We start from the raw sequence: 22,779 nt of genomic DNA on the forward strand, positions 1-22,779 counted from the left end.
GGCCCCGGTCCGAACCCTCGACCCGGCCTCCTCCGGACGCGCTGAAAGACGCATGCTGCGCTGGATTGCCGCCTTCGCCGCCGCGCTGACCGTGTCCGGCCCCGCCTCCGCCGCCGAACCGGCCGAGGCGGACCGCTACCCTTATATCGCCGCCCTCTCTCGTCAGACGAGCGACACCCGCGTCTATTTCTGCGCGGGCGCTCTCGTCGCGCCGCGCTGGGTGCTGACCGCTGCCCATTGCTTCCACGGCCGCGGCGGTGCGCGCATTCCGGTCGAGGGCCTCTGGGCCACGGTCGGCCGCAGCCGCCTCGACCGCCCATCGGCCGAGACCGGCCACGTGCCCATCGATCGCCTCCTCGTACATCCGAGCTACGATCCGGCCAGCCAGCGCGACGACATCGCGCTGGTCAGGCTGGCGGAGGTTGCGGGGCCGCTGGTCGCCGTACCGGCGGGCATCGCCTTTCCCGAGCCGGCTCGGGCGACGGTGCTCGGTTTTGGCAGCTTCTACGAGGGGCGGCTCGCCGGTCGGGCGCTTACGGAGACCGGCGCTCCCGCCGCTCAGCTTTCCGACCGGCTCCGCCGGGCAGACGCGCGGCTGATCGATGCGTCGCATTGCGCGGCGGGCGGAATCGGGACCAGCGACGACGGCAAATTGTGCGGAACTGCGGCGCCGCAGGAGGCCTGTGTCGGCGATTCGGGCAGTCCGCTCGTGATCGAGTCGGCGGACGGGGAGGACCGCCTGCTCGGACTCGTCAGCCTCGGCACCGGCTGTGCCGTGCCGCAGCCGCTGGTCGCCTTCACCCGCGTCTCGACCTATGGCGACTGGATTGCCGAAGTGATCGCCGGAAACTAGATCCCGCCTCTCCGGAGGGACCGGACCGACGCCCCCTCTTCACCCGGCCCGATGTTCGTCCTACCAGCGGCGCGAGCAACGAAGAGGCCAGGAATGACCGACACCCGTACCGAAACCGACAGCTTCGGGCCCATCGAGGTCCCCGCGGACGCTTATTGGGGCGCGCAGACGCAGCGATCGATCGAGAATTTCCCGTTCGGCCTGCGCGAGCAGATGCCGGTCGAGATCGTCCACGCCCTCGGTTTCGTCAAGCAGGCGGCGGCGCGGGTGAACGCCAGTGAGGGCGGGCTCGACGCCGGCCTCGCCGAGGCGATCCAGCAGGCGGCCGGCGAAGTCGCTCAGGGCGATCATGACGACCAGTTCCCGCTCGTCATCTGGCAGACCGGATCGGGCACCCAGTCGAACATGAACGCCAACGAGGTGATTGCCGGCCGGGCCAACGAGATTCTCACCGGCCAGCGCGGCGGCAAGAACCCGGTGCATCCCAACGATCATGTGAACAAGGGCCAGTCGTCCAACGACAGTTTCCCGACGGCGATGCACGTCGCCGCCGCCCGCGCCGTCCATGACCGGCTGCTTCCGGCGATGCAGCGCATCCACCGCCGTCTCGACGAGCAGGCGACCCAGTGGGACCGGATCGTCAAGATCGGCCGCACCCATCTCCAGGACGCCACGCCGCTCACGCTCGGGCAGGAATTTTCCGGCTATGCCTGGCAGATCGAGGCCGGGATCGCCCGAGTCAAAGCGGTCCTGCCGCGCCTCTATCAGCTCGCCCAGGGCGGAACCGCGGTAGGCACCGGTCTCAACGCGCCCAAGGGGTTCGGCGAGAAGTTCGCGGCGGAGATCGCCAGACTGACCCAGCTGCCGTTCCAGACCGCCCCCAACAAGTTCGAGGCACTGGCGACCCACGATACGCTGGTCGAGCTGTCCGGTGTGCTCAACACGCTCGCCGTCTCGCTGACCAAGATCGCCAACGATGTCCGGCTGCTGGGCTCCGGCCCTCGCTGCGGCCTGGGCGAGCTGAAGCTGCCCGAAAACGAGCCGGGCAGCTCGATCATGCCCGGCAAGGTCAATCCCACCCAGGCCGAGAGCCTGACGATGGTTGCCGCCCAGGTGATGGGCAACCATGTCGCCGTCACCGTCGGCGGCCTCCAGGGCCATATGGAGCTGAACGTCTTCAAGCCGCTGATCGGCGCCAACGTGCTGCGTTCGATCGACCTGCTGTCCACCGGCATGGAGAGCTTCACCGCACGTTGCCTGGACGGAATGGAGCCGGACGAACGCCGCATCTCCGATCTCATGAATCGCTCGCTGATGCTGGTCACCGCGCTCGCGCCCGAAATCGGCTACGACAATGCCGCCAAGATCGCCAAGAACGCGCACGAGAAGGGCCTGACCCTCAAGGAATCCGGCCTCGATTTGGGCCTCGTCGACGAAGCGACCTTCGACCGAGTGGTGAAGCCGGAGAACATGCTGGGGCGGTAGATCGCGGCGTCGTGGCGGCGAAAGCCGGAAGACGACCCCGGATCCTCCTAGACTTCCTTTTCCGTCACTCGCGCCGCGGGGCGGAGGGGCTGGCGTTCCTCGGCCAAGAACGCGCGCGCCAGCGGCCGGCTGAAGAGAAGGACGAGGACGGCGCCGGCTGCGCCGATGGCGGCATGGAGGAGCCAGAACATCGGCGCCCCGAATGTTTCGTAGAATCCGCCGATCCAGCCGATCAGATTGTTCGCGACGAACAAGGTGAGGAAGGCGACGCCCATCAGGGTGGCGTTGACGCCGGCCGGCGCTGCGCGCGAGACCAAGGCGAGCAGGGTCGGCCAGTACCAGAGGAAGGCGACGCCCAGGATTCCCGCATAGAGAAACGGCCAGACCGGATGCACCGGCGCTTCCCCGTAGAGCAGGGCGACGGCGGCCAGCAGCAGGTTGGCCGCGGCCGACAAAGCGGCGCCGATGCCGATCTTGGCGAGGTCGCCGGGCTCGCCGCCGCGTGCGGCTTGCCAGCGCCACAGAGCGAACAGCAGTGGCACGGCGAGGATGCTGAACAGCGGATCCACCGACGCATACCAGGGCACCGGGATGGTGAAGGCGCCGAGGCTCAGATCGACCTGCGACTGGATCCAGACCAGCCCGACATTGTAGATCTGGTAGTAAGCGATCGATTGGAAGACCGTGATCAGCATCACCGCCATCAGGGCGGCGATCACCTTCCAGTCGCCGCCGGAGAGGCGTGTCCCCTCCCCCCGCCGTCGCTCGACGCGGGCCGGAAGGTGCCGATAGCCGGCAAGATAGGTGGCGAGGCCGGCCAGCATGAACAAGGCGGCCGCGCCGAAGCCCGCGTGCCAGCCGTAGAGTTGCGCCAGAAGGCCGCACAGGATCGGGCCGGCGACGGCGCCGAAGTTGATCGCCATGCTGAAGATGGCGAAGCCGCGGGTGCGGGCGGCCTCGTCCTCCTTCGGGTAAAGCGCACCGACCTGGGCCGAGATATTGCCCTTGAGCAGTCCCGAGCCGAGCACGAGGAGCAGCAAGGCGAGCAGGAAAGTGGCGTCGAACGCCATGGCGACATGCCCGCCGCTCATGGCCAGCGCGCCGAGCACGACGGCGTTGCGCTGGCCGATCCACCGGTCCGCGACGATTCCGCCGAGCACGGGCGTGAAATAGACGAAGCCCGCATAGAGGCCGAAGATCTGAGAGGCGAAGGCCTGCGGCGAGAGAGGGCCGACCACCCCTTCGATCACCCCCCGGAAGCCGGCAAGCCCGGCGACATTCTCGACATGGCCGGGCAGCAGGAGCTGGTTGACCATATAGAGGACCAGCAAGGCGCTCATGCCGTAATAGGAGAAGCGCTCCCAGGCCTCGGTGAAGGCGAGGAAAGCGAGACCCTTGGGGTGGCCGAAGAACGAGCGGTCGGACGAGAGGCCCCGATCGAGCGTTGCTGCCGTGTCCGTCATGCCATTCCCTCCCCGGTGCGGGCGGGAACTTAGCGGGGCGAGGACGGGGCGCCAGGCCGTTTTCGACGAAGCGTAATGTCTGGCGATGCGAGCGAGGCGAACGTCAGGACCGTCGCCGCCGCGTCCCCGCGCGTCCGTTACGGAAGGGGCGCAGGCTCAGTCGGCCAAAGTGAAGCCGATGCGCAGCGTCACCTGGTAGTGACCGATCTTCCCGTCCTCGACGTGGCCGCGCGTGTCGGCCACTTCGAACCAGCGAATCTCCCTGACCGTTTTCGAGGCGCGGGCGATCGCGGTCTCGATCGCGCCTTCGATGCTGTCGGGCGAACTGCCGACGATCTCGACGACCTTGTAGACATGGTTGCTCATGCGGCCTCCTCCTGCGCTCCCAACAACGCTTGCGCGGAGCCGTTCCCTCGATAGGCTTGCCGCCTCTCCGTCCCCGAAGGGCGGAAAGGTTCTGGGAGACACCTATGCGCCCTGCTCGCCTTCTGCTCACCGCGGCCGCCTTGGCCTTCGCGGCTCCGGTCATGGCCGCGCCGGCCGATGATCTGCGCGTCCTGCTCGACGAGCATTATCAATGGCTTCTGCGCGAAAATCCGATTCAGGCGACGACTCTGGGGGTACGCGACCATGACGCGCGCATCGACGACCTTTCGCCCGAGGCACGCGAGCGGCGCGTGCGCGAGGCGCAGGCGTTTCTCGAACGCGTCGACAGCATCCCTGCCGCCGAGCTCGGCGCCGAGGACCGCGTCACCCATGCGATATTGCGGCGCACGCTTGCCGAGACGGTCGAGGAGAGTCGCTTCGGCCAGCGCGACATGCTCTTCTCGACCTATGGCGGCTGGCACCAGGCCTTTGCCGGCCTGGCGCGCATCCTCCCCCTGCGCACCCGCGCCGACTTCGAATCCTATCTCGCCCGGATCGCCCAGTATCCTCGGCTCAACGACCAGGCGCTGGCGATCACGGCCGATGCCGTGCGCGGCGGCTACGTGCTCCCCTGCTCGGTGCTCGAAGGTCATGAGCGCTCGATCGAAGGGGTGATCGCCGAGGACCCGACGCAGTCGCGCTTCTACGAGCCCTTCGCCCGGGAGCGACCGTCGACGATAAGCGAGGCGGACTGGACGGCGATGCAGGCGCGGGCGCGCCGGATCGTCACCGAGGCGATCAACCCGGCCTACGCCAAGCATCTCGAATTCTACACGCGGGAATATAAGCCCCATTGCGCGCGGACCGACAGCGTTTCGGCGCAGCCGCAGGGCGAGGAATTCTATGCCTTCCGAGCGCGCAGCAGCACGACGACCGATCTCAGCGCGCAGCAGATCCACGATATCGGCCTTCGCGAGGTGGCGCGGATCCGCGCCGAGATGGAGGAAGTGGCGCGCGAGGCCGGCCATCCCAGCCGCGAGGCCTTCATCCAGGCGCTGCGCACCGACCCGCGCTATTATGCGACCGAGCCCGAGCAGCTGATGCGCGAGACGGCGCGGGTCACCAAGACGATCGACGGCCATCTCCCCGCTTTGTTCGGAACGCTGCCGCGGCTGCCCTACGGCATCAGGGAAATACCGGCCGAGATCGCCGAAGGGACGACCACCGCCTATTACATGCCGGGATCGGCGGAGAGCGGCATCGCCGGCACCTATTACGTCAACACCTCCAAGCTCGATCAGCGGCCGCTCTGGGAGGTGCCGGCGCTCAGCCTGCACGAAGCGGTGCCCGGCCATCATCTCCAGATCGCGCTCCAGCAGGAGATGGACCTCGCGCCGTTCCGGCGGAACTTCGCCTTCTTCACCGCCTTCACCGAAGGCTGGGGACTCTATGCCGAAAGCCTGGGCGAGGAGATGAACCTCTACGACACGCCGGAACGGCGGATGGGCCAGCTTTCCTACCAGATGTGGCGGGCGGCGCGGCTGGTGGTCGACACCGGAATCCACGCCTTCGGCTGGGACAAGGCCCGGGCGATCGCGTTCATGCGCGACAATACGGCGTTGAGCGAGGCGAATATCGAGGCCGAGGTCAACCGCTACATCAGCTGGCCGGGCCAGGCCCTGGGCTACATGATCGGCCGGCTGAAAATCATCGAGCTTCGCCAGCGCGCCGAGCGGGCGCTAGGCGACCGGTTCGACCTGCGCCGGTTCCACGACGCGGTGCTGCGCAACGGATCGGTGCCGCTGGACGTGCTCGAGGCCGAGATCGACGGGTGGATCGCGGCGGAGCGGGCGCGGGCCGCGTAAGGCGATCCGCGACGAATTCGAACACGGCACCGTTCGGGCTGAGCCCCACAGGAGAGTCCCTCCCGCGCATGCCGGCGCGCAACTCTCCGCCTGCGCCTTCGTTGCGTTGGCGAAAGGGAGTGCGCTCATGTTCACGGTCGGTCGGTTGGAGGCGATGGCGCGGCTCGGGTTCGCGGCGCGCGGTCTGATGTATCTGCTGATCGGCTATCTCGCCCTGCGCCTCGGCCGCACCGAGGACGGCGCCGGCGCGCTCGCCATCCTGTCCAGCACCGGCGGACGGGTGGTCCTTGCCGGAATGGTGGTGGGCTTCGTCGGCTACGGGCTCTGGCGGCTGACCGACGCGGCGATCGACAGCGAAGGTCATGGCGACGGGCTTTCGGGAGCACTGGTCCGGGCGGGCGGGGCGATGTCGGGACTCATCCATCTCGGCCTCGCCTGGGCGGCGGCCAAGCTGGCGCTGCGGGATGCGGGCGGCGGCGGCGGCGACGGCGACCGGATCGAGCAGGGCGCCTCGACCGCGCTCGACTGGCCGGGCGGCGAGATCGCGCTGCTAGCCGGCGCCGCGATCCTGCTGGGCGTGGGCGCCTTCCAGCTGGTGCGGGCGGTCAAGCTGTCCTTCCTCAAGCATCTCGACGGGCGCGTCGCCCACCGGCCCTGGGTCGCCTGGCTCGGGCGTGCCGGCTATGCGGCGCGCGGCATCGTCTTCCTGGTGATGGCCTGGTTCCTGTGGCGAACCTTTCAAAGCGCGGACGCCGAGGAGGCCGGGGGAATGGGGCAGGCACTCGAGGCGCTGCCGTCGGACCTGCAATTCCTCGTCGCCGGCGGGCTGGCTCTGTTCGGGCTGTTCAGCCTGGTCGAGGCCCGTCACCGCCGGATCAACGACCCCCATATCGTCGCGCGGCTGCAGCGGTCGTGGGGATGAGCCCCCTTGGCGGGGGCGCCGACCAGAGCGGGCGGCGCAAGATCGGAGTCACCGAGCCCGCTCCAGGTATTTGTTGTCGCATCGTGTTTGCGGAAAACCGGTTCCCACTTTTCCGCACGTGCTCTAGGTATTTGTTGTTGCATCGTGTTTGCGGAAAACCGGTTCCCGCTTTTCCGCACGATGCTCTAGCCGTCAATCGGCCGGGGTCGGCGGCAGCGCTCCACCCTGGCGGGCGATCTGCTCCATCCGCTCGTCGGGAAGGGGTTGCTCGAACTCGAGGCCGAAGCGCGGGCCATCGTTCCACCGGACCAGCGCGGGCCTGAGCTGGCCGGCGCAGTCGAGCTCGACCCGTGAGCCGGGCGCGGGCGGGGAAGCGGCGTGGCCGAGGACGCCGGTGCGCGAGACGTCGAGCAGGTGGACGCGCAGCCTTCCGTCCGCTCCGAGCAGGGTGGCGGGCTGAAAGACCTTCAGCCTCCGGCTCGCCCGCAGAGCCTCATAGCCTTTTGCATTCGTTGGACTGTTCATCGAGCCCCGCCTGGCCTGCCCATGCTGCGCAAAGCGGGTCGCGGGCCGCGAAGTTCCGGGGAATCGACGTCAACGCGGCGTTAACCGTTTCCGTCCGACGCCGGGGGGCCTGACTATCTGAACGTCCAGCCGGAGGTGCGGGTGCCGGCAGCGGTGGGCTGCTTTTCGGGCCGGATCTTCGGCGCCGGCCGCGTTGCGGCGCGCTCGGCGGCCTCGGCGCCGTGGGTGGCGAGCTTGAGATAGGCGCCGTGGGCGCGCTTCAGCCGTGTCCGTTCCGCTTCCGTCTTCGCCTCGGCGAGTTCGGCGAGCGCCTTGTCCGCCTTCGCCTGATATTCCTCGGGCGTCGTCATGATGCTGTCCTTCCTGTCCCTATGCCCGGGACTCGGATGTGGGGGTCGCCGACCGGCGTGGGCCCTTTGAGACTTCATGGCAAATGAATTCGGCCCGTCCGGACCGGAGCCCCCGGCCGCATCCGGACGGCGAGCAGACGGCCGGTGGAAGGTAACAAACTTTCCATCGAAAAAGGAATTTTTTCGCCATGGCCTTCGGCGCCCCCAGCAGACCAGCCCCCGGACGGGGACCTGGGGGTGGAGGCAACTCACGATGTCAAAGAGCCCTTTTTCGTCTTTCCCGAGCATAACACGGTCAAGGAAGGTTTTTTGTATCCTGGCGCAGGCCGCGGTCGGCTGGTTGCGCCCGCGACGCCCCTTGCCGATCCCCCGCGACCTGAACGCAATTTTGGGGTAAGAAGGGAATGGGTGGGATCGGAGGGCCAGGATGCCGGTCCGTGTCGACGAGACGCTGCTCGAGGCGAAGGATCGCCCTGCCGTCATCGTGCTCGCCATGTACACGCTGCGCGCGATGCTCGGCTGGCGGAGCCTTGTCCCCAGCTATGACTGCGCGATGATTATGGTTGCGGTCGTCGCGATCACCGCCGAACGCCTGCTGAGGACCGACATCGCCCCCGAGCAGCAGCGGCTCGACGTCCCGATCGACCCGGCCTCGTTGCAGAAGTGCAACGTGGCCTCGATCGCCCATGCGACCGGGCTCAACCGTGAATCGACGCGCCGCAAGGTGAACGAAATGATCGCGAAAGGCCTGCTCACGCGGCTGGAGGACGGCTCGGTCTTTTTCGCCGAGGATCTGACGCGCCGGCTGGGCGTGAGGAAGCTCGTCCGCCAGCAGCTCGGCGACCTGGCGGGCGCCACGAACCGCCTGCTCAAGATCGGCGTGCTGACCGAGGACGAGGGACAGAAAGCTCGCGGCACAGGTTGAGCGTCGATCGTCTTGCCGGCTTGGCGGCCGGGATCCACAGGCGGCGCTCCGCCGATCGCGATTCCCCGAGGCCGCAGGCGACCCCGGCAGGCGCGAGCCCTTCGCGCGCAGCACCCCGGCGGATCGTCTCGCCGGGGTTCATTTCGTCAGAAGTTCGAAGCCCTTGCCGCACTATCGATATCGCGCAGAGACCTGGACCGGCCCATGGCGGACGACGCGCCTGGAGGCCGAGACCGACGCCGTGGCTGCAGGCCACGCCGTGGTGGACTGGCGCCGTCCGGGCCTGATCGTGTGGCGCGTGCAAGGCGAGATCGAGACCAGGGACGAGGCGTCCGCTCCCCGGTGATGCGCGGGCCCCCTGCCCTTCGCATCCTCGAGGGTCGGGAGCCGGGATGATGTCGGAGAAAGTAATGGGTGTGTGGCGCGACGGGTCGGGCAGGCCGGGCGCGCGCCGCCGGATCTTTCAGGGGATGGGCGCGAACCGGCGGACGGCGAGGGCGATGACCAGGCCGACACCGAGGACGTGGACGGCGAATTCGAGCGCGCCGAAGGTCCTGAGGTCTCCGGGAAAGCCCGAGAGCGGCACGATCACCCAGCGCATCGCGAAGTAGATGAGGCCGCCATAGACCAGTCCCGCGAGGAGCATGTGCTGGCGCAGCGGCGGCAGCGCGCGAACCGCCGCGAGGAAGATGGCCGCCATGGCGACGGTCATCGCGAAGTGAAGGACCAGGCCGAGTGCGGCGGCCGCGGCACCGCCCTGGAACGCGTCCCGGCCGATCAGTCCGCTCGCGACCGCCTGGAGGACCCGGGTCGGCGACATGCCGCTCTGGAGATAGTTGGCGGCGAACGCATAAGCGATATCGATCGCCCCTGCCACGAGACCGCCGGCAAGTATGGCCGTGGCCGTTCCATTCTGCACGGCGCCGGAACCGGCGGTCTGCTCGATCATGTCTGCTCCTCTCTCAAAGGTCCGGCGACCTCGTTGGGAGCCCGCCGCGGGGGAGGGGAAGCAGGATTGCGGGCGAACGTCGGTTCTGCGCGGGCGAATGTCGCGCCGGCGAGAGATGCGCGTCTGGACAGGCCGGAAGGCGCGCCCCTCGTCGTGGGCCCCGGCGCTCCCGTCAGCCGGAAGCCATGTCCACCTTCTCGTTCCTGCCCATCGCCGGGCGCGTATCGGAGACGGCGGCGGCGGCCATGCGGATGTAGGCGCGCAGCGTGCCGGGGCTGTCCCAATATTGCGCCTCGACCGGAGTCACCTTGAGGACGCGGATGGAGGGATCGTCGGGGCTGTCCCACCAGGCCTTGGCCGGCGTGCCGAACAGGTCCCTGATCTTCTCGCGGTCGTTCGACACGGCCGCCCGGCCGACGAGCGAGACATAATTCTGGCCGGACGGGTCGGCGAAGGCGAGATTGACCTGCGGCCGCGCCGCGATCTCGTCATCCTTGGCGCTCTCGGCATCGGTGAGGAAGTAGATGAGATTCTCCTCGGGCCGGACATAAGCGGCCATCGGGCGCGATCGTATCTCCTCGCCGTCATGGCTGGAGAGCATGCAGAAGGTGATCTTCTCCATCAGCTCCCAGACGTGGGCGGTGTCGTTGGTGTCGGGCATGGGTGGGCCTCCTTGGTGGGGTTCGATGGACCAAGGTCCGGGAGGGGGGAGAGGTTCCCGGTCCGGCGGCGGCTCGCCGAACGGCAGGGCCGGGCCGAGCGCATCACCGCACTCGGTCGTCGGGCGACGCATCGAGCCCCGGAACTTCGGCCTCGCATCCGGGGTTGGGCGGCCCGACAGGAAGGATGAAGCGATGCCGAACGAAGCCGCGCTCGAAGCCCGATTCTGGAGGGCCATCGCCGACGACATGACGGTGATGTTGGGCCTCGCCGACCGCGCCGAGCGCCGCGCGCAGCCGATGACGGCGCAGCTCGGCGGCCGCGAGGGGCGTGGGCCGATCTGGTTCTTCACCTCGACCGAGGCCGACCTGGTGCGCGATCTCGGCCCCGGCGCGCCGGCCTTGCTCCACTTCGCGGCGAAGGGGCACGAGCTGTTCGCGTCGATCGAGGGCCGGCTGGTGCCGGACGACGATCCGGCGACGATCGACCGGCTGTGGAATCGCTTCGTCGCGGCGTGGTTCGAAGAGGGGCGCGACGATCCCAAGCTCAAGTTGCTCCGCTTCGATCCCGAAAGCGCTCAGATCTGGCTCAACGAGAACAGCCTGTTCGCGGGCGTGAAGATGCTGCTCGGCGCGGATCCGAAGAAGGATTATGCGGACAAAGTGGCCGAGGTGGAGATGGACGGCCGCTGACGCCCCAGCCCCGCCGATCGCCGGGCCTCAAGCCGCGGCGACGGCCTCGATCTCGAGCAGCCACGCCTCGTCATAGATGCCGGTCAGCACGATCGTGACGGCGGGATCGTGCGCCCGCAATATCTCCTGGCGAAGGCCGGCGCTCTGGGCGATCAGCGCACGATCGGAGAGGAAGATCGTCACCTTGACGAGATTGTCGTAGGTCATTCCGGCCGCGTTCAATTGCCGTTCGACATTCGCCCAGGCGAGGCGATATTGGCTCGGATAATCGGGAGGGACGCTGCCGTCCGGATGGGCCGGGACCTGGCCGCTGACGAAGAGGAGTCGCGTGAAGCTCGAGACCTCGCAGGCATCGGCGAAGGCGTTGCCGCTCGGATTGATCGGTCTGATCGACATGGGGTTGCTCCGCTCCGGGCCGGAGAGGCTCGATCCGATGCCGCCCGCCAGCGCCAATCCCAGCACATCGCGTCGCTTCATCGGTCCCTCTCCTTCAGCCGCCTTCCTCCTGCCCCGGCCGCGCCGGCGGCGCAGCCGTTCGATTTTCGGTTGGGCCCGTTCTTTTTTTCGGTTGCCATGGACGCGATTGACCGCCGGCTGATCGCGCTGCTTCGGGAGGATGCCAGCCGCCCGCTCAAGGCGCTGGCCGGGGCGGTGTCGCTCTCGGCCAGCAGCGTGCGCGAGCGGATCCAGCGGCTGGTGGCGCGCGGCGAAATCGTCCGCTTCACCATCGAGACCCCGCCGCCGCCCAATGGCTGCGCGGCGATCCTCCTCGTCCGCCTGAACAGGACGCCCGACCCGGAGGTGGTCCGCGCGATCGGCGCCCGCGGCGACGTGCGGCGCTGCTACTCGCTGAGCGGGCCGATCGACCTGATGGTGGAGGTGGGCGCCGGGAGCGTGGCGGAGATCAACCGGGCGCGGGACGAGATTTCGGGGCTGGCCGGCGTGACGGCGGTGGAGACGTCGTTCGTGCTGAAGGAAGACAAGGTTGAGGGGGTGGGGCCTACGGCGAACTCACTGGCGGCTTCGCAGGCTGCTACTGGCTGAATGCCGAAGAACGCGTAGAGTTGCGGCGTAAGTCGTGCGCGTCGAGTGGCCGGCGCCGTGAATTCAGTGTTGTGTCCCCGGAATTCCGGGCGATTTGAGTAGGATGTGCCCAGAATTCCAATTGTTGCGAGGCGTAGATTTCTCGCCGCCATCTTCGACGTGGTGCAAGCGCCTCGGTGTCGCGTTCGAGACCCACCCCGTTGGCACGGTTTGAGGCCGCAACGAACACGTTCCATACTTGTTCTAGTTGGTGTATGGGCCGTCGCAGGATAGGGGCGCCAGGAGAATGACGAGATTGCGATGTCAGAGTCGCAGATAGAATGGACGGATGCCACGTGGAATCCGGTGGTCGGCTGCTCGATTACGAGCGCTGGCTGCACACATTGCTATGCAATGGACATGGCCCGTCGACTGGAGGCAATGGGTGCCGCCAAATATGCCGGCCTGACCCGCCGCAGCGGCGGCCGCACGATCTGGAACGGGAAGGTCCGGGAGGATTCGAGCGCGCTCGCCAACCCACATCGTTGGCGAAAGCCGCGCAAGATCTTCGTCAACTCGATGAGTGATCTATTCCACGAAGGCGTGAGCGACATGTTCATCCTCGCTGTCTGGAAGGTCATGCGCGAGACGCCCCGTCACCACTATCAAATCCTCACTAAGCGGCCTGAGCGGATGGCAACGGTGGTTTCGACCTTGATCGGCGACGTGCTGCCCAACGTCTGGCTCGGAACGAGTGTCGAGAATGCCGATGTCGCTGAGCGCATCGGCCACCTGCGCGCTGTGCCCGCAGCGATCCGTTTCCTATCGTTTGAGCCGCTGATCGGCTCAGTTGGCGAGGTTGATCTTTCCGGCATCGACTGGGCAATCGTTGGCGGCGAAAGCGGGCGCTCGGCGCGTCCTATCCGCGAGGCGTGGATCGATGAGATCCATGCGCAATGTCTTACCTACGGCACGGCTTTTTTCTTTAAGCAATGGGGAACGTGGGGTAAAGACAACAAACGCCGGTCTAAAAAGGCGAACGGTCGCGAATATCGCGGGAGAACCTGGAACGATATGCCGGCGGCCTTTTCCGCCAGCCTCTAGTGCGGGACTGGCGTCAGCGGCGGGGGACTAGATGGCCGAGAAGCCGTATGAGTGGGCTGAGGGCGCGACGCTAGAGGATCATTCGCGGCGCAAGCATAAAATTCTGAGGGAATATTTTGCGGAGTATTTGGCAGTGCGCTGCCAGCATCCTCAACAGGAGCGGTTCCGGCTCGCCATTGTCGAAGGATTCGCTGGCGGCGGCCGTTACAAGTGCGGCACGGCCGGCTCTCCGGTCATCTTCATTGAGGAGCTGAAGCGAGCGATCGAGGGTGCCAACATGCAACGCGCCGTGAACGGCTTCGCACTCATCGAGATGGAGTGCCTGTTGATCCTCAACGACTTGAGCCGTGACGCGATCGAGGGCCTCAAAGGCCACATGGCACCGCTGCAGGCTGAGATTGCCGAGAGTGTACCCCGGCTTCATCTTCGGGTTGAGTATTTGAACCACACCTTCGAGGGCGCCTATCCCCGCGTCAAAGAGTTCATTAGCGCGGGCCGCTATCGCAACGTCCTGTTCAATCTGGACCAATGCGGACACAGCCGTGTCGAACATAGAACGCTGCTCGACATTATGCGTTCGACGCAGCATCCCTCCGTGGAGGTATTCTATACCTTCGCGATAGAGGCGTTGTTGTCATTTCTCGAGAAATCGGATCCCGATCGCCTCAAGGCGCAACTTCGTCCCTTTGGCATCAACTCGATTGAGCTTGGCGCTTGATGGGTTGATGGGTAAGAACACTTGGCTCGGGGCGGCCGAGCGCTTGGTGTTTGGAACGTTCGAGCGATGCGCGCCGTTTGTTAGCCCCTTCTCCATCAACAATCCCACCGGCTGGCGATATTGGCTGATTCACTTCGCTAACAGCTATCGCGCGCGGCAGGTCTATAACAATGTGCTGCACCGGAACAGCAGCGACCAGGCCCATTTCGGCCGTTCGGGCCTAAACATGCTTTCCTATAACCCCGATCAAGAGGATGGGTCGCTCTACCTATTCGATGCCTCCGGTCGGGAGGATGCCCGGACCCAGCTCATATCCGACATTCCACGCCTTATCTCGCATTCAGGGGACGCGCTCGGAGTGAGCGAATTCTACGAAAGCATCTACAATGCGACGCCGGCGCACACTGATGACATTCACGAGGCGATCATCGAGAATCCGGACGTGGAGGTACTAACACCCGCGGGTGGAGAACGACGCAACGCTCATACAATCGGGATTGGCGACATCCTAAAACTCAAGCGCCAGAAGAGTTTCTTTCCGATGTTTCTGGATGCGACAAGGCGTCCCTGAAGTTAGCATAACGCGCGCATCTCTGATCCGCGTATTCTGAGCACATCGGTTGATGATCCGTAGTCAGCCTGCGCTCGTAACTTCGCTCCGTTCCACTATGTCGCATCCACAACACAGTGGTGATCGCCCTTTAGCTCGCTAGGATGGGAACGTAAAAGCCCGCGCTACTCCTCCCCCATCCTCAGCGCCGCAATAAACGCTTCCTGCGGGATACTCACGCTCCCATATTCCCGCATCCGCTTCTTCCCCTCCTTCTGCTTTTCCAGGAGCTTCTTCTTCCGCGTGATGTCCCCGCCATAGCATTTCGCCGTGACGTCCTTCCTCAGCGCGGCGATGGTCTCGCGGGCGATCACCTTGCCGCCGATCGCGGCCTGGATCGGGATCTTGAACATGTGGCGGGGGATGAGGTCCTTGAGGCGCTCGCACATGTGGCGGCCGCGCGCTTCGGCGGCGGCGCGGTGGACGATCATCGACAAAGCGTCGACCGGCTCGTTGTTGACCAGGATGCTCATCTTGACGAGGTCGCCCTCGCGGTGGCCGATCTGGTGATAGTCGAAACTGGCATAGCCGCGGCTGATCGACTTGAGCCGGTCGTAAAAGTCGAAGACGACCTCGTTGAGCGGCAGCTCGTAGGTGAGTTGGGCCCGGCCGGCGACGTAGGTCAGGTTCTTCTGGATGCCGCGGCGGTCCTGGCAGAGCTTGAGGATGGGGCCGAGATATTCGTCGGGCACGTAGATGGTCGCTTCGATCCACGGCTCCTCGATCATCTCGATGCGGTTGGGATCGGGCATGTCGGCCGGATTGTGGAGCTCGACGATGCGGCCGCCCGCCTCGCCCGCGGCCTTCGTAAGGTGGATCCTGTAGACGACGCTCGGTGCGGTGGTAATGAGATCGAGATCATATTCGCGGGTCAGCCGCTCCTGGATGATCTCGAGGTGGAGAAGCCCGAGGAAGCCGCAGCGAAAACCGAAGCCCAAGGCGGCCGACGTCTCCATCTCGAAGCTGAAGCTGGCGTCGTTGAGCCGCAGCTTCGAGATAGACTCCCGCAATTTCTCGAAATCGGCGGCGTCGACCGGGAAGAGGCCGCAGAAGACGACCGGCTGGACGAGCTTGAAGCCCGGAAGCGCCTCGGCCGCCGGACGGCGCACGTCGGTGATCGTGTCGCCGACCCGGGTTTCGCTGATGTCCTTGATCTGGGCGGTGATGAAACCGATCTCGCCCGGCCCCAGCTCGGCGAGCTGCTCGATCTTGGGCCGGAAGGCGCCGACCCGGTCGACCAGGTGGGTGGTGCCGCCGGCCATGAACTTGACGTTCTGGCCCTTGCGGATCGCCCCGTCGATGACCCGGACCAGGATGACGACGCCGAGATAAGGATCGTACCACGAATCGACGAGCATCGCCTTCAGCGGTGCGTCGCGATCCCCCTTGGGCGGCGGGATCCGGGTGACGATCGCCTCCAGCACCTCGGCGATGCCGATCCCGGTCTTGGCGCTGGTGAGGACGGCGTCGTCGGCGGGGAGGCCGACAATGTCCTCTATCTCCTTCTTCACCTTGTCGAGGTCGGCGGCGGGAAGGTCGATCTTGTTGATCACCGGCACGATCTCATGGTCGTGCTCGATCGACTGGTAGACGTTGGCGAGGGTCTGGGCCTCGACGCCCTGGGCCGCGTCGACGACCAGGAGGGCGCCCTCGCAGGCGGCGAGGCTGCGGCTCACCTCATAAGCGAAGTCGACATGGCCGGGCGTGTCCATCAGGTTGAGGACATAGGTCTCGCCGTCCTGGGCCTTGTAGTCGAGCCGTACGGTCTGCGCCTTGATGGTGATGCCGCGCTCGCGCTCGATATCCATATTGTCGAGCACCTGGGCCGACATTTCGCGCTCGGTGAGCCCGCCGGTGAGCTGGATCAGCCGGTCGGCGAGCGTCGACTTGCCATGGTCGATATGCGCGATGATGCTGAAATTTCGGATCTTGGAGAGGTCGGTCATTGCGGGCGGGCCCTAGCACCGGCGGTGAAGGAGGCAAAGGGCGCCGACCGACCGTCGTCCGCACCTTTCGCGGCCGGGCCATTCCCTTGGCTCGCATGGGTAGCGCGGAGGCGAACCTACGCCGGACCCGCGACCGGTCCTCGTCAACCGGGCGGCGCTGATCGAGGCGCTCCCCGAGGGGCGGGATCCATCCCGGCTTCCCCGGCGGACTTGGCCGGCCGTGCCTGAAGCTCGCATCGCCTCCTCAGGGTCTGGGCGCCCGAGCGGGCGCACCGGCCGTCCGGGAAGGCGTCGCCTTTCCTCCGGAGCCCCGAGCCGTTGCGGATGCCCTCCGGAAGGGGAGCCGGCAAACTAGACGATGCGGGTGCAGGGGCTGGTGGCGCCGCTGCCGTCGGGCCCCCACTTGCGATAGCCGCGCGAATCGACGTGGAAGCGCACGCCGCTATAGAAGCCGAGGCCGGCCTCATAGGCCTGGCCCTGCTTCGCATGGGCGGTGCAGACCCCGCGGATCAACGAGTCGCGCGTGACGTCGGCCGCGATCGGCACCAGGTCGAGCGCGAAGAACATGCGGTGCGCGCTGGCCGGCGCGCCGTTCGAGCAGGCGTTCAGCCCCTCGTTGCGATAGCCGGACAGGGCCTCTACCGCGCCGATCGACGGAACGACCTGATCCCGGACGAACCTCAGCGTCGTCACGATATGGTCCCAATTGCGGGCCGGCGCGACTTCGAAGGGAGTCGCGGCGCACTGGCGCCAGCTGTGGGAGGTGCGGACGAGCTGCCAGACCGGAACGACCGATTCGACCCCTTCATCGGCCAGCCGGTCGCGAAAGGATATCACCTCGTTTCGATGCTCGGGAGCACGGGCGAGCCAGGCGTAATAATCGGCGCGGGACTGGCCGGGCGCGGCCTCGCTCTGCGCCTGGGCCGCGCCGGGAGCGAATGCGAGCGATGCCGCAATTGCGGCTCCGGAAATAAAGTTGCGCATATCAATAAGATAGCAGATAAAACCGATTTTTCAACCCGGCGGGAACCTTTACCGTCAAAGCGTGTTGCGGGGGTGGACGGTCTGCCTGGAGCCCCTGCCGCCGTTTCCGCGCACGCCCGTCTGCGCTTGCAGCTACAGCTACAGCCGGTCTCCCCCTTCCCGCGTTACGCGCGACGAGGCCACAAGCGTCAGGGTAGGTCCGGGCGCGGGGCGTCGGGCGCGGCCTGGACGGGCTCGAGGCGCGGCGGGCCGGGAGTCGGCGGCCGGACGGCGGGGAATCCGGCGGCCGGGGGCGGCGGCATCGTGACGGGCGGCGGCGCGGCAAGTGGATCGCCGCCGCGCTCGATCACGGCGCAAGGGGATTCGTTGCCCCGCGGCCCGGCCGAGCCCCAGCGCCGGAAACCGCGCGAATCGACGTGGAAGCGCTGGAACGAATAGAAGCCGAGCCCGGCCTCGGCGGAGCGGCCGTGGCGCGCGTGCATGGCGCACAGCCGCCGGAACAGTTCGCCGCGCTCGATCGGCGTCTCCGGCACCAGGTCCAGCGCGAAGAAGTCGAGATGGGCGCTTCGCGCCGAACCGCGTGCGCAGTGATTGAGCGCAGGATTGCGGTATCCGGAGACGGCCTGGACCGGCCCGAGAGCCGCCCGGACATGGTCGCGGATGAAGCGCAGGGTGCGGACCATGTCGGGCCAGAAGCTGTGCGGCGGGACCTCGAACGGCTGGCCGCCGCACTCGCGCCACATGCTGGCCGTGCGCAGCATCTGCCAGGTCGGCAGCACGCCGCGAACGCCGGCGGCCTCCTGCCATGCCTCGAACGAAAGCACCTGTCCGCGTACCCCCGGGCTCGAAGCGAGCCAGGCCTGATATTCGGCCTCGCCCTGGCCTTCGGGAAGCTCCTGGGCGGCGCTGGGGACGGAACAAGCGAGGAGGGCGACGGCGAGGAACAGGCGCTGAAGCATGGCCGGACTATAGCAGGCGAAACCGCGGATGCACGCGACGTTGTTCCGCCTCGTGCAGGCCGTTCGTCGCGGGGGCGATAGGCGAATTTCCCTGGATGCGGGGCATGGGAAGGCGCTAGTCGCGGCCGGAGCGGCGGGATACGACCGCTCGAGCTGCAAGGGAGGACGGGATGAAGCTTCTGATCGCGTTGGCCGCCATGGCCGCGTTCGTGGCCGCGCCGGCGGCGGCGCAGGAGAATCGGAGCGCGGCGCCCGAAGCAGCGGCTCGCGGAACACTGCTGATCGGCAACAAGGGCGAGGACAGCTTGAGCTTCGTCGACCTCGCCACCGGCCGCGAGCTCGGCCGCGCCGAGACGGGCCGGATGCCGCACGAGATCGCCATCTCGCCCGACGGGCGCCAGGCCGCCGTGGTCGCTTATGGCGGGCACACGATCGACATATTCGACGTGGCGGGCCGGACCCGGCTGCGTGCGATCGACCTGTCGCCGAACCAGGGACCGCACGGGATCGCCTGGCTGCCGGATGGGCGGATCGTCGCCACCACCGAGCGCAGCCAGTCCGTGACGGTCGTCGACACGACGGCGGGCGACGCCGTGACGACGATCGCGACCGGGCAGGAGGGGACGCATATGGTCGCGGTCACGCCCGACCGGCGCCGCGCCTTCACCGCCAATATCGCCGCCGGCACGGTGAGCGTCATCGATCTCGCCGCCGGAACCAAGCTGCGCGACATCGCCGTCGGCGGCCGTCCCGAAGGAATCGCGCTCACTCCGGACGGGCGCGAACTCTGGGTCGGCGACCTGGAAGGCGCACGGGTCCAGGCGTTCGACGCGGCGACCTTCGAGCGGATCGACGAAGTGCGCACCGGCGAGGTGCCGATCCGCGTCGCCGCCAGCCCCGACGGGCGCTGGATCGTCACCTCCAACATGGGCGCGGGCAGCCTCACCGTCATCGACGCGCGCACGCGCGCGCCCGTCCGTGACATCGAAGTGAGCGGCGAGCGCGAGGCGGGCCAGGTCACGATCCTCTTCTCCGCCGACGGCAAGCGTATCTATGCCGCCGAGACCGGCCGAAACCAGGTGGCGGAGGTCGACCTCGCCAGCGGACGGGTGCTGCGGCGCCTGCCCGCCGGTGCGCAGGGAGACGGGCTCGCGATCGCCCCCTGAGGCGCGAGTGCCGGGGGGCCGCGGCTGCGACGTCAGACGGGGGCACGCCTGCACACCGAACGCGAGGTCTGGCAACGCGTTCGACCTGATGCGAGGCCGCAGAGGAACCTTTTCGTCGTCCGGCGCAGGCCGGGATCCAAGCTGAGTCCGGTGTTTCCGCCATAGTTCGGCCTGTCGCGACGCGCAGGCGGCGCCCAGGAACCGGGACGGCGCATTGCCTTTCACAATGCCCTCGGCTTCTCGCAACTTCGCGCGAACCCATTCCGCCACCCTGATGGGCGACACGGCGGCCGTGATCGCCCCGTCGCCGATTTGCGGCTTCCCCGGGGAACAAGGTCAAGCCCTTGGTAACCACGATATTTCAAGGGACCTTAGCTCTAATCTTGCAGAAGGCGCGGCATCGTTGAGCCTGGATGGGCCTTGGAAGGGACCACGATGCCTATCAGAAGCCGCGGGACCGGCGAAACCGCGAAAAAGAAAAGAGGATTTCTGGCGCGCCTCGCCCGCGACAATCAGGGCAATGTGCTTGCGATTATGGCCGCGGCCCTGGTGCCGCTGGCGGGGATGGTCGGCTCCGGCCTTGATATCGGCCGCGCCTACATGACCAAAGCGAAGCTGCAGACCGCCTGCGACGCCGCAGCGCTGGCCGCGCGCCGGAACATGGCCAACCTGAACCTTAACCAAGCATCGATCGACGAAGGCACCCGATTCTTCAACTTCAACTTTCCGGCCGGGACGATGGACACGCTTCCGGTCGACCTCGATATTACCGCGAGCGCCGCCGACGCCTCCGTGGTCCAGGTCAGCGCTTCCACCGAAATGCCAACCACGATCATGCGGATGTTCGGCCAGACCTCAATCGCTCTGAGTGTTCAGTGCAGCGCGGACAAGGATTATGTGCACAACGACATCATGCTGGTGCTCGACGTCACCGGCTCGATGAACTGCCGGGCCGGTGGAACCGGCACCTTTTGCGCGACCGAGCAAACGGGTTCGCGCCTTTCCCGCCTTCGGCTCGCCGCCGCCGCCTTATACCGGGCGCTCGAGGACGCAGAAGGCGTGCGGACACGCTACGGCTTCATGCCCTATTCGATGACGGTAAATGTCGGCCGCGATGTCCGGGCCGAAAATGCCGCCTGGATCCGCAGCCCCGCCACCTACCATGTCAGGAACTGCAACTCGTACGGCTGCAGTTGGGGCACCACTTCGCTAACCCGCTCAACGGATTGGTTCAACAATACGTGGAGCGGCTGTCTCGAGGAACGCTCGACCGTCTCTCAGAACCATCAGTCGAACATCCGCATCTCTTCCGACGTCGCGCAGGCGGACATAGACAGTGTTTCCACGACCGATGATCGGCTCAAGTGGCAGCCTTATGACGAGGATACGACCACGGGCGAGAGTGACGGCACTCACGCGACTCTTGCGCGCTTCTGTCCGACGCCGGCATTAAGGCTCGCAGAATACGAATCGGAAGACGACTTCCAGGACCAGGTGGATGCAAGCCTAGCCAGGGTCGGCGGCTATACCAACCACGATCTCGGGATGATGTGGGGCATGCGCTACCTGTCCTCCACGGGCATGTTTTCAGCCGACAATCCGACCGAAATAGATGACATTCGGGTCGACAAGCACATCATCTTTTTGACCGACGGCGACATGACTGCTTCTAGCAGCAACTACAGTGCCTACGGCATCCCCAACGCCAGCAATCGAATGACGGGATCGGGTAACCTGGAGACCAAGCACAGGAACCGATTCTTCAACGCCTGCAACCGGGCGCGCCAGATGGGCATGACGGTGTGGGTGATCGCGATCGACATCCGCACCCCCCAGGACGTTGAGCCATGCGCCTCCGGAGACGACCGCTTCTTCGTCTCCGACGGTTCCGACCTGGAAGAGGTGTTCCAACTGATCGGCCGGGGCATCGGCCGGCTGAGACTGACCAATTGACCGGGCGCCGTGCCAAGGCTCTGGCGAGGAATGAATCCGGCGCGACCCTGGTCGAGTTCGGGCTCATCCTGCTGCCGCTGTGCGTCCTGCTGATGGGCTTCCTGGACCTCGGCTATCAAAGCTACGTGCGGTCCACGCTGCAGGGCACACTCAACGACGTGGCGCGCGCGGCGAGTGTCGAGGATCCGGACCTTCGCGCCAGCGGCGACTCGATCGAGGAGCAGATCGAGAATGCCATCATTGAGCGCATGGCCACGTTGGCCTCAGGCGCAAGCTACGAGGTGGAGACAAGCAACTATTTCCGCTTCTCGGGTGTCGGAAGGCCGGAGCGGCTGACCAAGGACGTCAACAAGAACGGTCGCTATGACGACGGCGATTGCTGGCTCGACACCAATCCCAACGAGGAATTCGATGAAGATGGCGGACGCGACGGAATCGGGGGGGCCGACGACGTCGTCTTCTACACGGTCACCCTCACGATGCCGCGGCTCCTGCCGATGGCCGGCTTGGTCGGTGTAGCGCCCGATTATTCAATCACCGTGCGCACCGCGATGAAGAGCCAGCCTTATGCCAACCAGGCCGCGCCGTCGGAGGCATGCTGATGCCCCTTCCCCGCCGCCTCGCCTCGCTCAGCCGCGACGATCGCGCCGTCGTGATGATTGAGTTCGCCTATGCGCTGCCGGTCGTCGTCGCACTGGCGCTCGGCGCTCTCGAGGCCACGAACCTGGCGCTGGCGCATCTCAGGGTCAGCCAAGTCGCGATGACTACGGCAGACAATGCCGCGCGCGTCGTCGCACAGATCGACGAATCGGACATAGATGAGATCTTCGCCGGGGCGGAACTGGTCGGTCGGTCGCTGGACTTCGAAGCGAACGGGCGGATCATCCTCTCATCGCTGCAGGAGAATGGGGAGACCGACGAGGCCGATGCCGGACAGACGATCCGGTGGCAGCGCTGCTTCGGCGACCTGGACGTCGATTCACTCTACGGGGTGGAAGGGGACGGCGCGGATGACGATTCGCTCGAGGACGGAATGGGACCCGAGGGAAAGAAGATCACCGCCCAAGCCGGAACGGCGATCATGTTCGTCGAAGTGGTCTACGACTATCAGCCGCTGGTCACCGAGAACATATTGGGGCCGATGCAGATACGCTACGAAAGCGCCTTCAACGTGCGCGAACGTACGGAACTCGGCATCACCAATGTCCAGACGCGGCCAGTCAACGGTTGCTGACGCTTGGTAGGGGCGTGCTGCCGGGCT

25 protein-coding genes are annotated in these 22,779 nt (G+C 66.5%); 15 read left to right on the forward strand and 10 right to left on the reverse strand.

Annotated features, from left to right (window positions below; genetic code table 11):
• Positions 1–52 precede the first annotated feature (52 nt).
• Together EKM57_RS19785 and fumC are read left to right on the forward strand one after the other, a co-directional pair.
• Entirely contained in the window at positions 53–853 is an 801-nt protein-coding gene (locus EKM57_RS19785) for a serine protease (protein WP_129794263.1), read from the forward strand.
• Between the two features lie 93 nt (positions 854–946).
• The gene (gene fumC, locus EKM57_RS19790) at positions 947–2,338 is read left to right on the forward strand and encodes a class II fumarate hydratase (RefSeq protein WP_129794264.1); all 1,392 of its coding nucleotides are present in this window, start codon (positions 947–949) and stop codon (positions 2,336–2,338) included.
• A 47-nt stretch (positions 2,339–2,385) separates the two neighbouring features.
• On the opposite strand, the gene EKM57_RS19795 is transcribed toward fumC, so the two are convergent.
• Together EKM57_RS19795 and EKM57_RS19800 are read right to left on the reverse strand one after the other, a co-directional pair.
• Positions 2,386–3,801, reverse strand: a complete 1,416-nt coding sequence (locus tag EKM57_RS19795; protein WP_129794265.1) for a peptide MFS transporter — start codon at positions 3,799–3,801, stop codon at positions 2,386–2,388.
• A 156-nt stretch (positions 3,802–3,957) separates the two neighbouring features.
• Positions 3,958–4,167 (reverse strand): dodecin, encoded by a 210-nt coding sequence (locus EKM57_RS19800; protein ID WP_129794266.1) that lies wholly within the window; start codon positions 4,165–4,167, stop codon positions 3,958–3,960.
• Between the two features lie 104 nt (positions 4,168–4,271).
• On the opposite strand from EKM57_RS19800, the gene EKM57_RS19805 reads away from it, so the two are divergent.
• The gene (locus EKM57_RS19805; protein WP_129794267.1) at positions 4,272–6,032 is read left to right on the forward strand and encodes a DUF885 family protein; all 1,761 of its coding nucleotides are present in this window, start codon (positions 4,272–4,274) and stop codon (positions 6,030–6,032) included.
• Between the two features lie 127 nt (positions 6,033–6,159).
• Positions 6,160–6,954, forward strand: a complete 795-nt coding sequence (locus tag EKM57_RS19810; protein ID WP_129794268.1) for a DUF1206 domain-containing protein — start codon at positions 6,160–6,162, stop codon at positions 6,952–6,954.
• Between the two features lie 192 nt (positions 6,955–7,146).
• Here EKM57_RS19810 and EKM57_RS19815 read toward each other — a convergent pair whose 3' ends face one another.
• Complete coding sequence (locus EKM57_RS19815; RefSeq protein WP_129794269.1) at positions 7,147–7,479, reverse strand: PilZ domain-containing protein; 333 nt, start codon at positions 7,477–7,479, stop codon at positions 7,147–7,149.
• Positions 7,480–7,592: 113 nt separating this feature from the next.
• Positions 7,593–7,829: a hypothetical protein gene (locus EKM57_RS19820; protein WP_129794270.1), complete on the reverse strand. Its 237-nt coding sequence runs from the start codon at positions 7,827–7,829 to the stop codon at positions 7,593–7,595.
• A 427-nt stretch (positions 7,830–8,256) separates the two neighbouring features.
• Here EKM57_RS19820 and EKM57_RS19825 point away from each other — a divergent pair, with 427 nt between their 5' ends.
• Together EKM57_RS19825 and EKM57_RS19830 are read left to right on the forward strand one after the other, a co-directional pair.
• Entirely contained in the window at positions 8,257–8,754 is a 498-nt protein-coding gene (locus tag EKM57_RS19825; RefSeq protein WP_129794271.1) for a hypothetical protein, read from the forward strand.
• Positions 8,755–8,917: 163 nt separating this feature from the next.
• Positions 8,918–9,100 (forward strand): hypothetical protein, encoded by a 183-nt coding sequence (locus EKM57_RS19830; protein ID WP_129794272.1) that lies wholly within the window; start codon positions 8,918–8,920, stop codon positions 9,098–9,100.
• A gap of 117 nt (positions 9,101–9,217) precedes the next feature.
• On the opposite strand, the gene EKM57_RS19835 is transcribed toward EKM57_RS19830, so the two are convergent.
• Together EKM57_RS19835 and EKM57_RS19840 are read right to left on the reverse strand one after the other, a co-directional pair.
• Complete coding sequence (locus tag EKM57_RS19835) at positions 9,218–9,703, reverse strand: hypothetical protein (RefSeq protein ID WP_129794273.1); 486 nt, start codon at positions 9,701–9,703, stop codon at positions 9,218–9,220.
• A gap of 172 nt (positions 9,704–9,875) precedes the next feature.
• Positions 9,876–10,364 (reverse strand): pyridoxamine 5'-phosphate oxidase family protein, encoded by a 489-nt coding sequence (locus EKM57_RS19840; RefSeq protein WP_129794274.1) that lies wholly within the window; start codon positions 10,362–10,364, stop codon positions 9,876–9,878.
• Between the two features lie 193 nt (positions 10,365–10,557).
• Here EKM57_RS19840 and EKM57_RS19845 point away from each other — a divergent pair, with 193 nt between their 5' ends.
• A complete protein-coding gene (locus EKM57_RS19845; protein ID WP_129794275.1) occupies positions 10,558–11,055 on the forward strand; it encodes a pyridoxamine 5'-phosphate oxidase family protein in 498 nt (165 codons plus the stop codon).
• Positions 11,056–11,082: 27 nt separating this feature from the next.
• Here EKM57_RS19845 and EKM57_RS19850 read toward each other — a convergent pair whose 3' ends face one another.
• Positions 11,083–11,532, reverse strand: a complete 450-nt coding sequence (locus EKM57_RS19850; RefSeq protein ID WP_206185514.1) for a RidA family protein — start codon at positions 11,530–11,532, stop codon at positions 11,083–11,085.
• Positions 11,533–11,628: 96 nt separating this feature from the next.
• On the opposite strand from EKM57_RS19850, the gene EKM57_RS22035 reads away from it, so the two are divergent.
• The 4 genes from EKM57_RS22035 (at position 11,629) to EKM57_RS22585 (ending at position 14,471) form a co-directional block, all read left to right on the forward strand.
• Positions 11,629–12,099 (forward strand): Lrp/AsnC family transcriptional regulator, encoded by a 471-nt coding sequence (locus EKM57_RS22035; RefSeq protein WP_165357569.1) that lies wholly within the window; start codon positions 11,629–11,631, stop codon positions 12,097–12,099.
• A 300-nt stretch (positions 12,100–12,399) separates the two neighbouring features.
• Positions 12,400–13,182 (forward strand): DUF5131 family protein, encoded by a 783-nt coding sequence (locus EKM57_RS19860; RefSeq protein ID WP_129794278.1) that lies wholly within the window; start codon positions 12,400–12,402, stop codon positions 13,180–13,182.
• A gap of 31 nt (positions 13,183–13,213) precedes the next feature.
• Positions 13,214–13,900 carry a three-Cys-motif partner protein TcmP gene (gene tcmP / locus EKM57_RS22580; RefSeq protein WP_243451155.1) on the forward strand — a complete coding sequence of 229 codons (687 nt, stop codon included), beginning with the start codon at positions 13,214–13,216 and terminating at the stop codon, positions 13,898–13,900.
• Positions 13,884–14,471, forward strand: a complete 588-nt coding sequence (locus EKM57_RS22585; protein ID WP_243451156.1) for a hypothetical protein — start codon at positions 13,884–13,886, stop codon at positions 14,469–14,471. The genes tcmP and EKM57_RS22585 overlap by 17 nt, the downstream gene beginning before the upstream one ends.
• Positions 14,472–14,635: 164 nt before the next feature.
• Here the strand turns inward: EKM57_RS22585 and lepA are convergent, their stop codons facing one another.
• From lepA to EKM57_RS19880, 3 genes are all read right to left on the reverse strand, one after another.
• The gene (lepA, locus tag EKM57_RS19870) at positions 14,636–16,456 is read right to left on the reverse strand and encodes a translation elongation factor 4 (protein ID WP_129794279.1); all 1,821 of its coding nucleotides are present in this window, start codon (positions 16,454–16,456) and stop codon (positions 14,636–14,638) included.
• Between the two features lie 351 nt (positions 16,457–16,807).
• A complete protein-coding gene (locus EKM57_RS19875; RefSeq protein WP_129794280.1) occupies positions 16,808–17,440 on the reverse strand; it encodes a hypothetical protein in 633 nt (210 codons plus the stop codon).
• A 188-nt stretch (positions 17,441–17,628) separates the two neighbouring features.
• On the reverse strand, positions 17,629–18,399 hold the full coding sequence (locus EKM57_RS19880) for a D-Ala-D-Ala carboxypeptidase family metallohydrolase (protein ID WP_129794281.1): 771 nt from the start codon (positions 18,397–18,399) through the stop codon (positions 17,629–17,631).
• 170 nt (positions 18,400–18,569) lie between these two features.
• Between EKM57_RS19880 and EKM57_RS19885 the strand changes: the two genes are divergently transcribed.
• The 4 genes from EKM57_RS19885 to EKM57_RS19900 all read left to right on the forward strand — a co-directional run bounded on the left by EKM57_RS19885 (position 18,570) and on the right by EKM57_RS19900 (position 22,752).
• Complete coding sequence (locus EKM57_RS19885; RefSeq protein WP_129794282.1) at positions 18,570–19,565, forward strand: cytochrome D1 domain-containing protein; 996 nt, start codon at positions 18,570–18,572, stop codon at positions 19,563–19,565.
• A gap of 435 nt (positions 19,566–20,000) precedes the next feature.
• Positions 20,001–21,518: a TadE/TadG family type IV pilus assembly protein gene (locus EKM57_RS19890; RefSeq protein WP_129794283.1), complete on the forward strand. Its 1,518-nt coding sequence runs from the start codon at positions 20,001–20,003 to the stop codon at positions 21,516–21,518.
• Entirely contained in the window at positions 21,515–22,120 is a 606-nt protein-coding gene (locus EKM57_RS19895; RefSeq protein ID WP_243451157.1) for a TadE/TadG family type IV pilus assembly protein, read from the forward strand. Before EKM57_RS19890 ends, EKM57_RS19895 begins: the two co-directional genes overlap by 4 nt.
• Positions 22,120–22,752, forward strand: a complete 633-nt coding sequence (locus tag EKM57_RS19900; RefSeq protein WP_243451158.1) for a TadE/TadG family type IV pilus assembly protein — start codon at positions 22,120–22,122, stop codon at positions 22,750–22,752. Before EKM57_RS19895 ends, EKM57_RS19900 begins: the two co-directional genes overlap by 1 nt.
• Positions 22,753–22,779: the final 27 nt, after the last annotated feature.

It is taken from the genome of Sphingosinicella sp. CPCC 101087 (assembly GCF_004151485.1).
Taxonomy (GTDB): Bacteria; Pseudomonadota; Alphaproteobacteria; order Sphingomonadales; family Sphingomonadaceae; genus Allosphingosinicella.

Excerpts from the sequence above, each read along its gene's own strand:
- EKM57_RS19795 (WP_129794265.1), bottom strand. The coding sequence starts at position 3,801 with ATGACGGACACGGCAGCAACGCTCGATCGGGGCCTCTCGTCCGACCGC.
- EKM57_RS19785 (WP_129794263.1), top strand. The coding sequence starts at position 53 with ATGCTGCGCTGGATTGCCGCCTTCGCCGCCGCGCTGACCGTGTCCGGC.
- EKM57_RS19835 (WP_129794273.1), bottom strand. The coding sequence starts at position 9,703 with ATGATCGAGCAGACCGCCGGTTCCGGCGCCGTGCAGAATGGAACGGCC.
- EKM57_RS19860 (WP_129794278.1), top strand. The coding sequence starts at position 12,400 with ATGTCAGAGTCGCAGATAGAATGGACGGATGCCACGTGGAATCCGGTG.
- tcmP (WP_243451155.1), top strand. The coding sequence starts at position 13,214 with ATGGCCGAGAAGCCGTATGAGTGGGCTGAGGGCGCGACGCTAGAGGAT.
- EKM57_RS19800 (WP_129794266.1), bottom strand. The coding sequence starts at position 4,167 with ATGAGCAACCATGTCTACAAGGTCGTCGAGATCGTCGGCAGTTCGCCC.
- EKM57_RS19850 (WP_206185514.1), bottom strand. The coding sequence starts at position 11,532 with ATGAAGCGACGCGATGTGCTGGGATTGGCGCTGGCGGGCGGCATCGGA.
- fumC (WP_129794264.1), top strand. The coding sequence starts at position 947 with ATGACCGACACCCGTACCGAAACCGACAGCTTCGGGCCCATCGAGGTC.
- EKM57_RS19840 (WP_129794274.1), bottom strand. The coding sequence starts at position 10,364 with ATGCCCGACACCAACGACACCGCCCACGTCTGGGAGCTGATGGAGAAG.
- EKM57_RS19875 (WP_129794280.1), bottom strand. The coding sequence starts at position 17,440 with ATGCGCAACTTTATTTCCGGAGCCGCAATTGCGGCATCGCTCGCATTC.
- EKM57_RS19900 (WP_243451158.1), top strand. The coding sequence starts at position 22,120 with ATGCCCCTTCCCCGCCGCCTCGCCTCGCTCAGCCGCGACGATCGCGCC.
- EKM57_RS19825 (WP_129794271.1), top strand. The coding sequence starts at position 8,257 with ATGCCGGTCCGTGTCGACGAGACGCTGCTCGAGGCGAAGGATCGCCCT.
- EKM57_RS19805 (WP_129794267.1), top strand. The coding sequence starts at position 4,272 with ATGCGCCCTGCTCGCCTTCTGCTCACCGCGGCCGCCTTGGCCTTCGCG.
- EKM57_RS19815 (WP_129794269.1), bottom strand. The coding sequence starts at position 7,479 with ATGAACAGTCCAACGAATGCAAAAGGCTATGAGGCTCTGCGGGCGAGC.
- EKM57_RS19820 (WP_129794270.1), bottom strand. The coding sequence starts at position 7,829 with ATGACGACGCCCGAGGAATATCAGGCGAAGGCGGACAAGGCGCTCGCC.
- EKM57_RS19885 (WP_129794282.1), top strand. The coding sequence starts at position 18,570 with ATGAAGCTTCTGATCGCGTTGGCCGCCATGGCCGCGTTCGTGGCCGCG.
- lepA (WP_129794279.1), bottom strand. The coding sequence starts at position 16,456 with ATGACCGACCTCTCCAAGATCCGAAATTTCAGCATCATCGCGCATATC.
- EKM57_RS19880 (WP_129794281.1), bottom strand. The coding sequence starts at position 18,399 with ATGCTTCAGCGCCTGTTCCTCGCCGTCGCCCTCCTCGCTTGTTCCGTC.
- EKM57_RS19810 (WP_129794268.1), top strand. The coding sequence starts at position 6,160 with ATGTTCACGGTCGGTCGGTTGGAGGCGATGGCGCGGCTCGGGTTCGCG.
- EKM57_RS19845 (WP_129794275.1), top strand. The coding sequence starts at position 10,558 with ATGCCGAACGAAGCCGCGCTCGAAGCCCGATTCTGGAGGGCCATCGCC.
- EKM57_RS22035 (WP_165357569.1), top strand. The coding sequence starts at position 11,629 with ATGGACGCGATTGACCGCCGGCTGATCGCGCTGCTTCGGGAGGATGCC.
- EKM57_RS19890 (WP_129794283.1), top strand. The coding sequence starts at position 20,001 with ATGCCTATCAGAAGCCGCGGGACCGGCGAAACCGCGAAAAAGAAAAGA.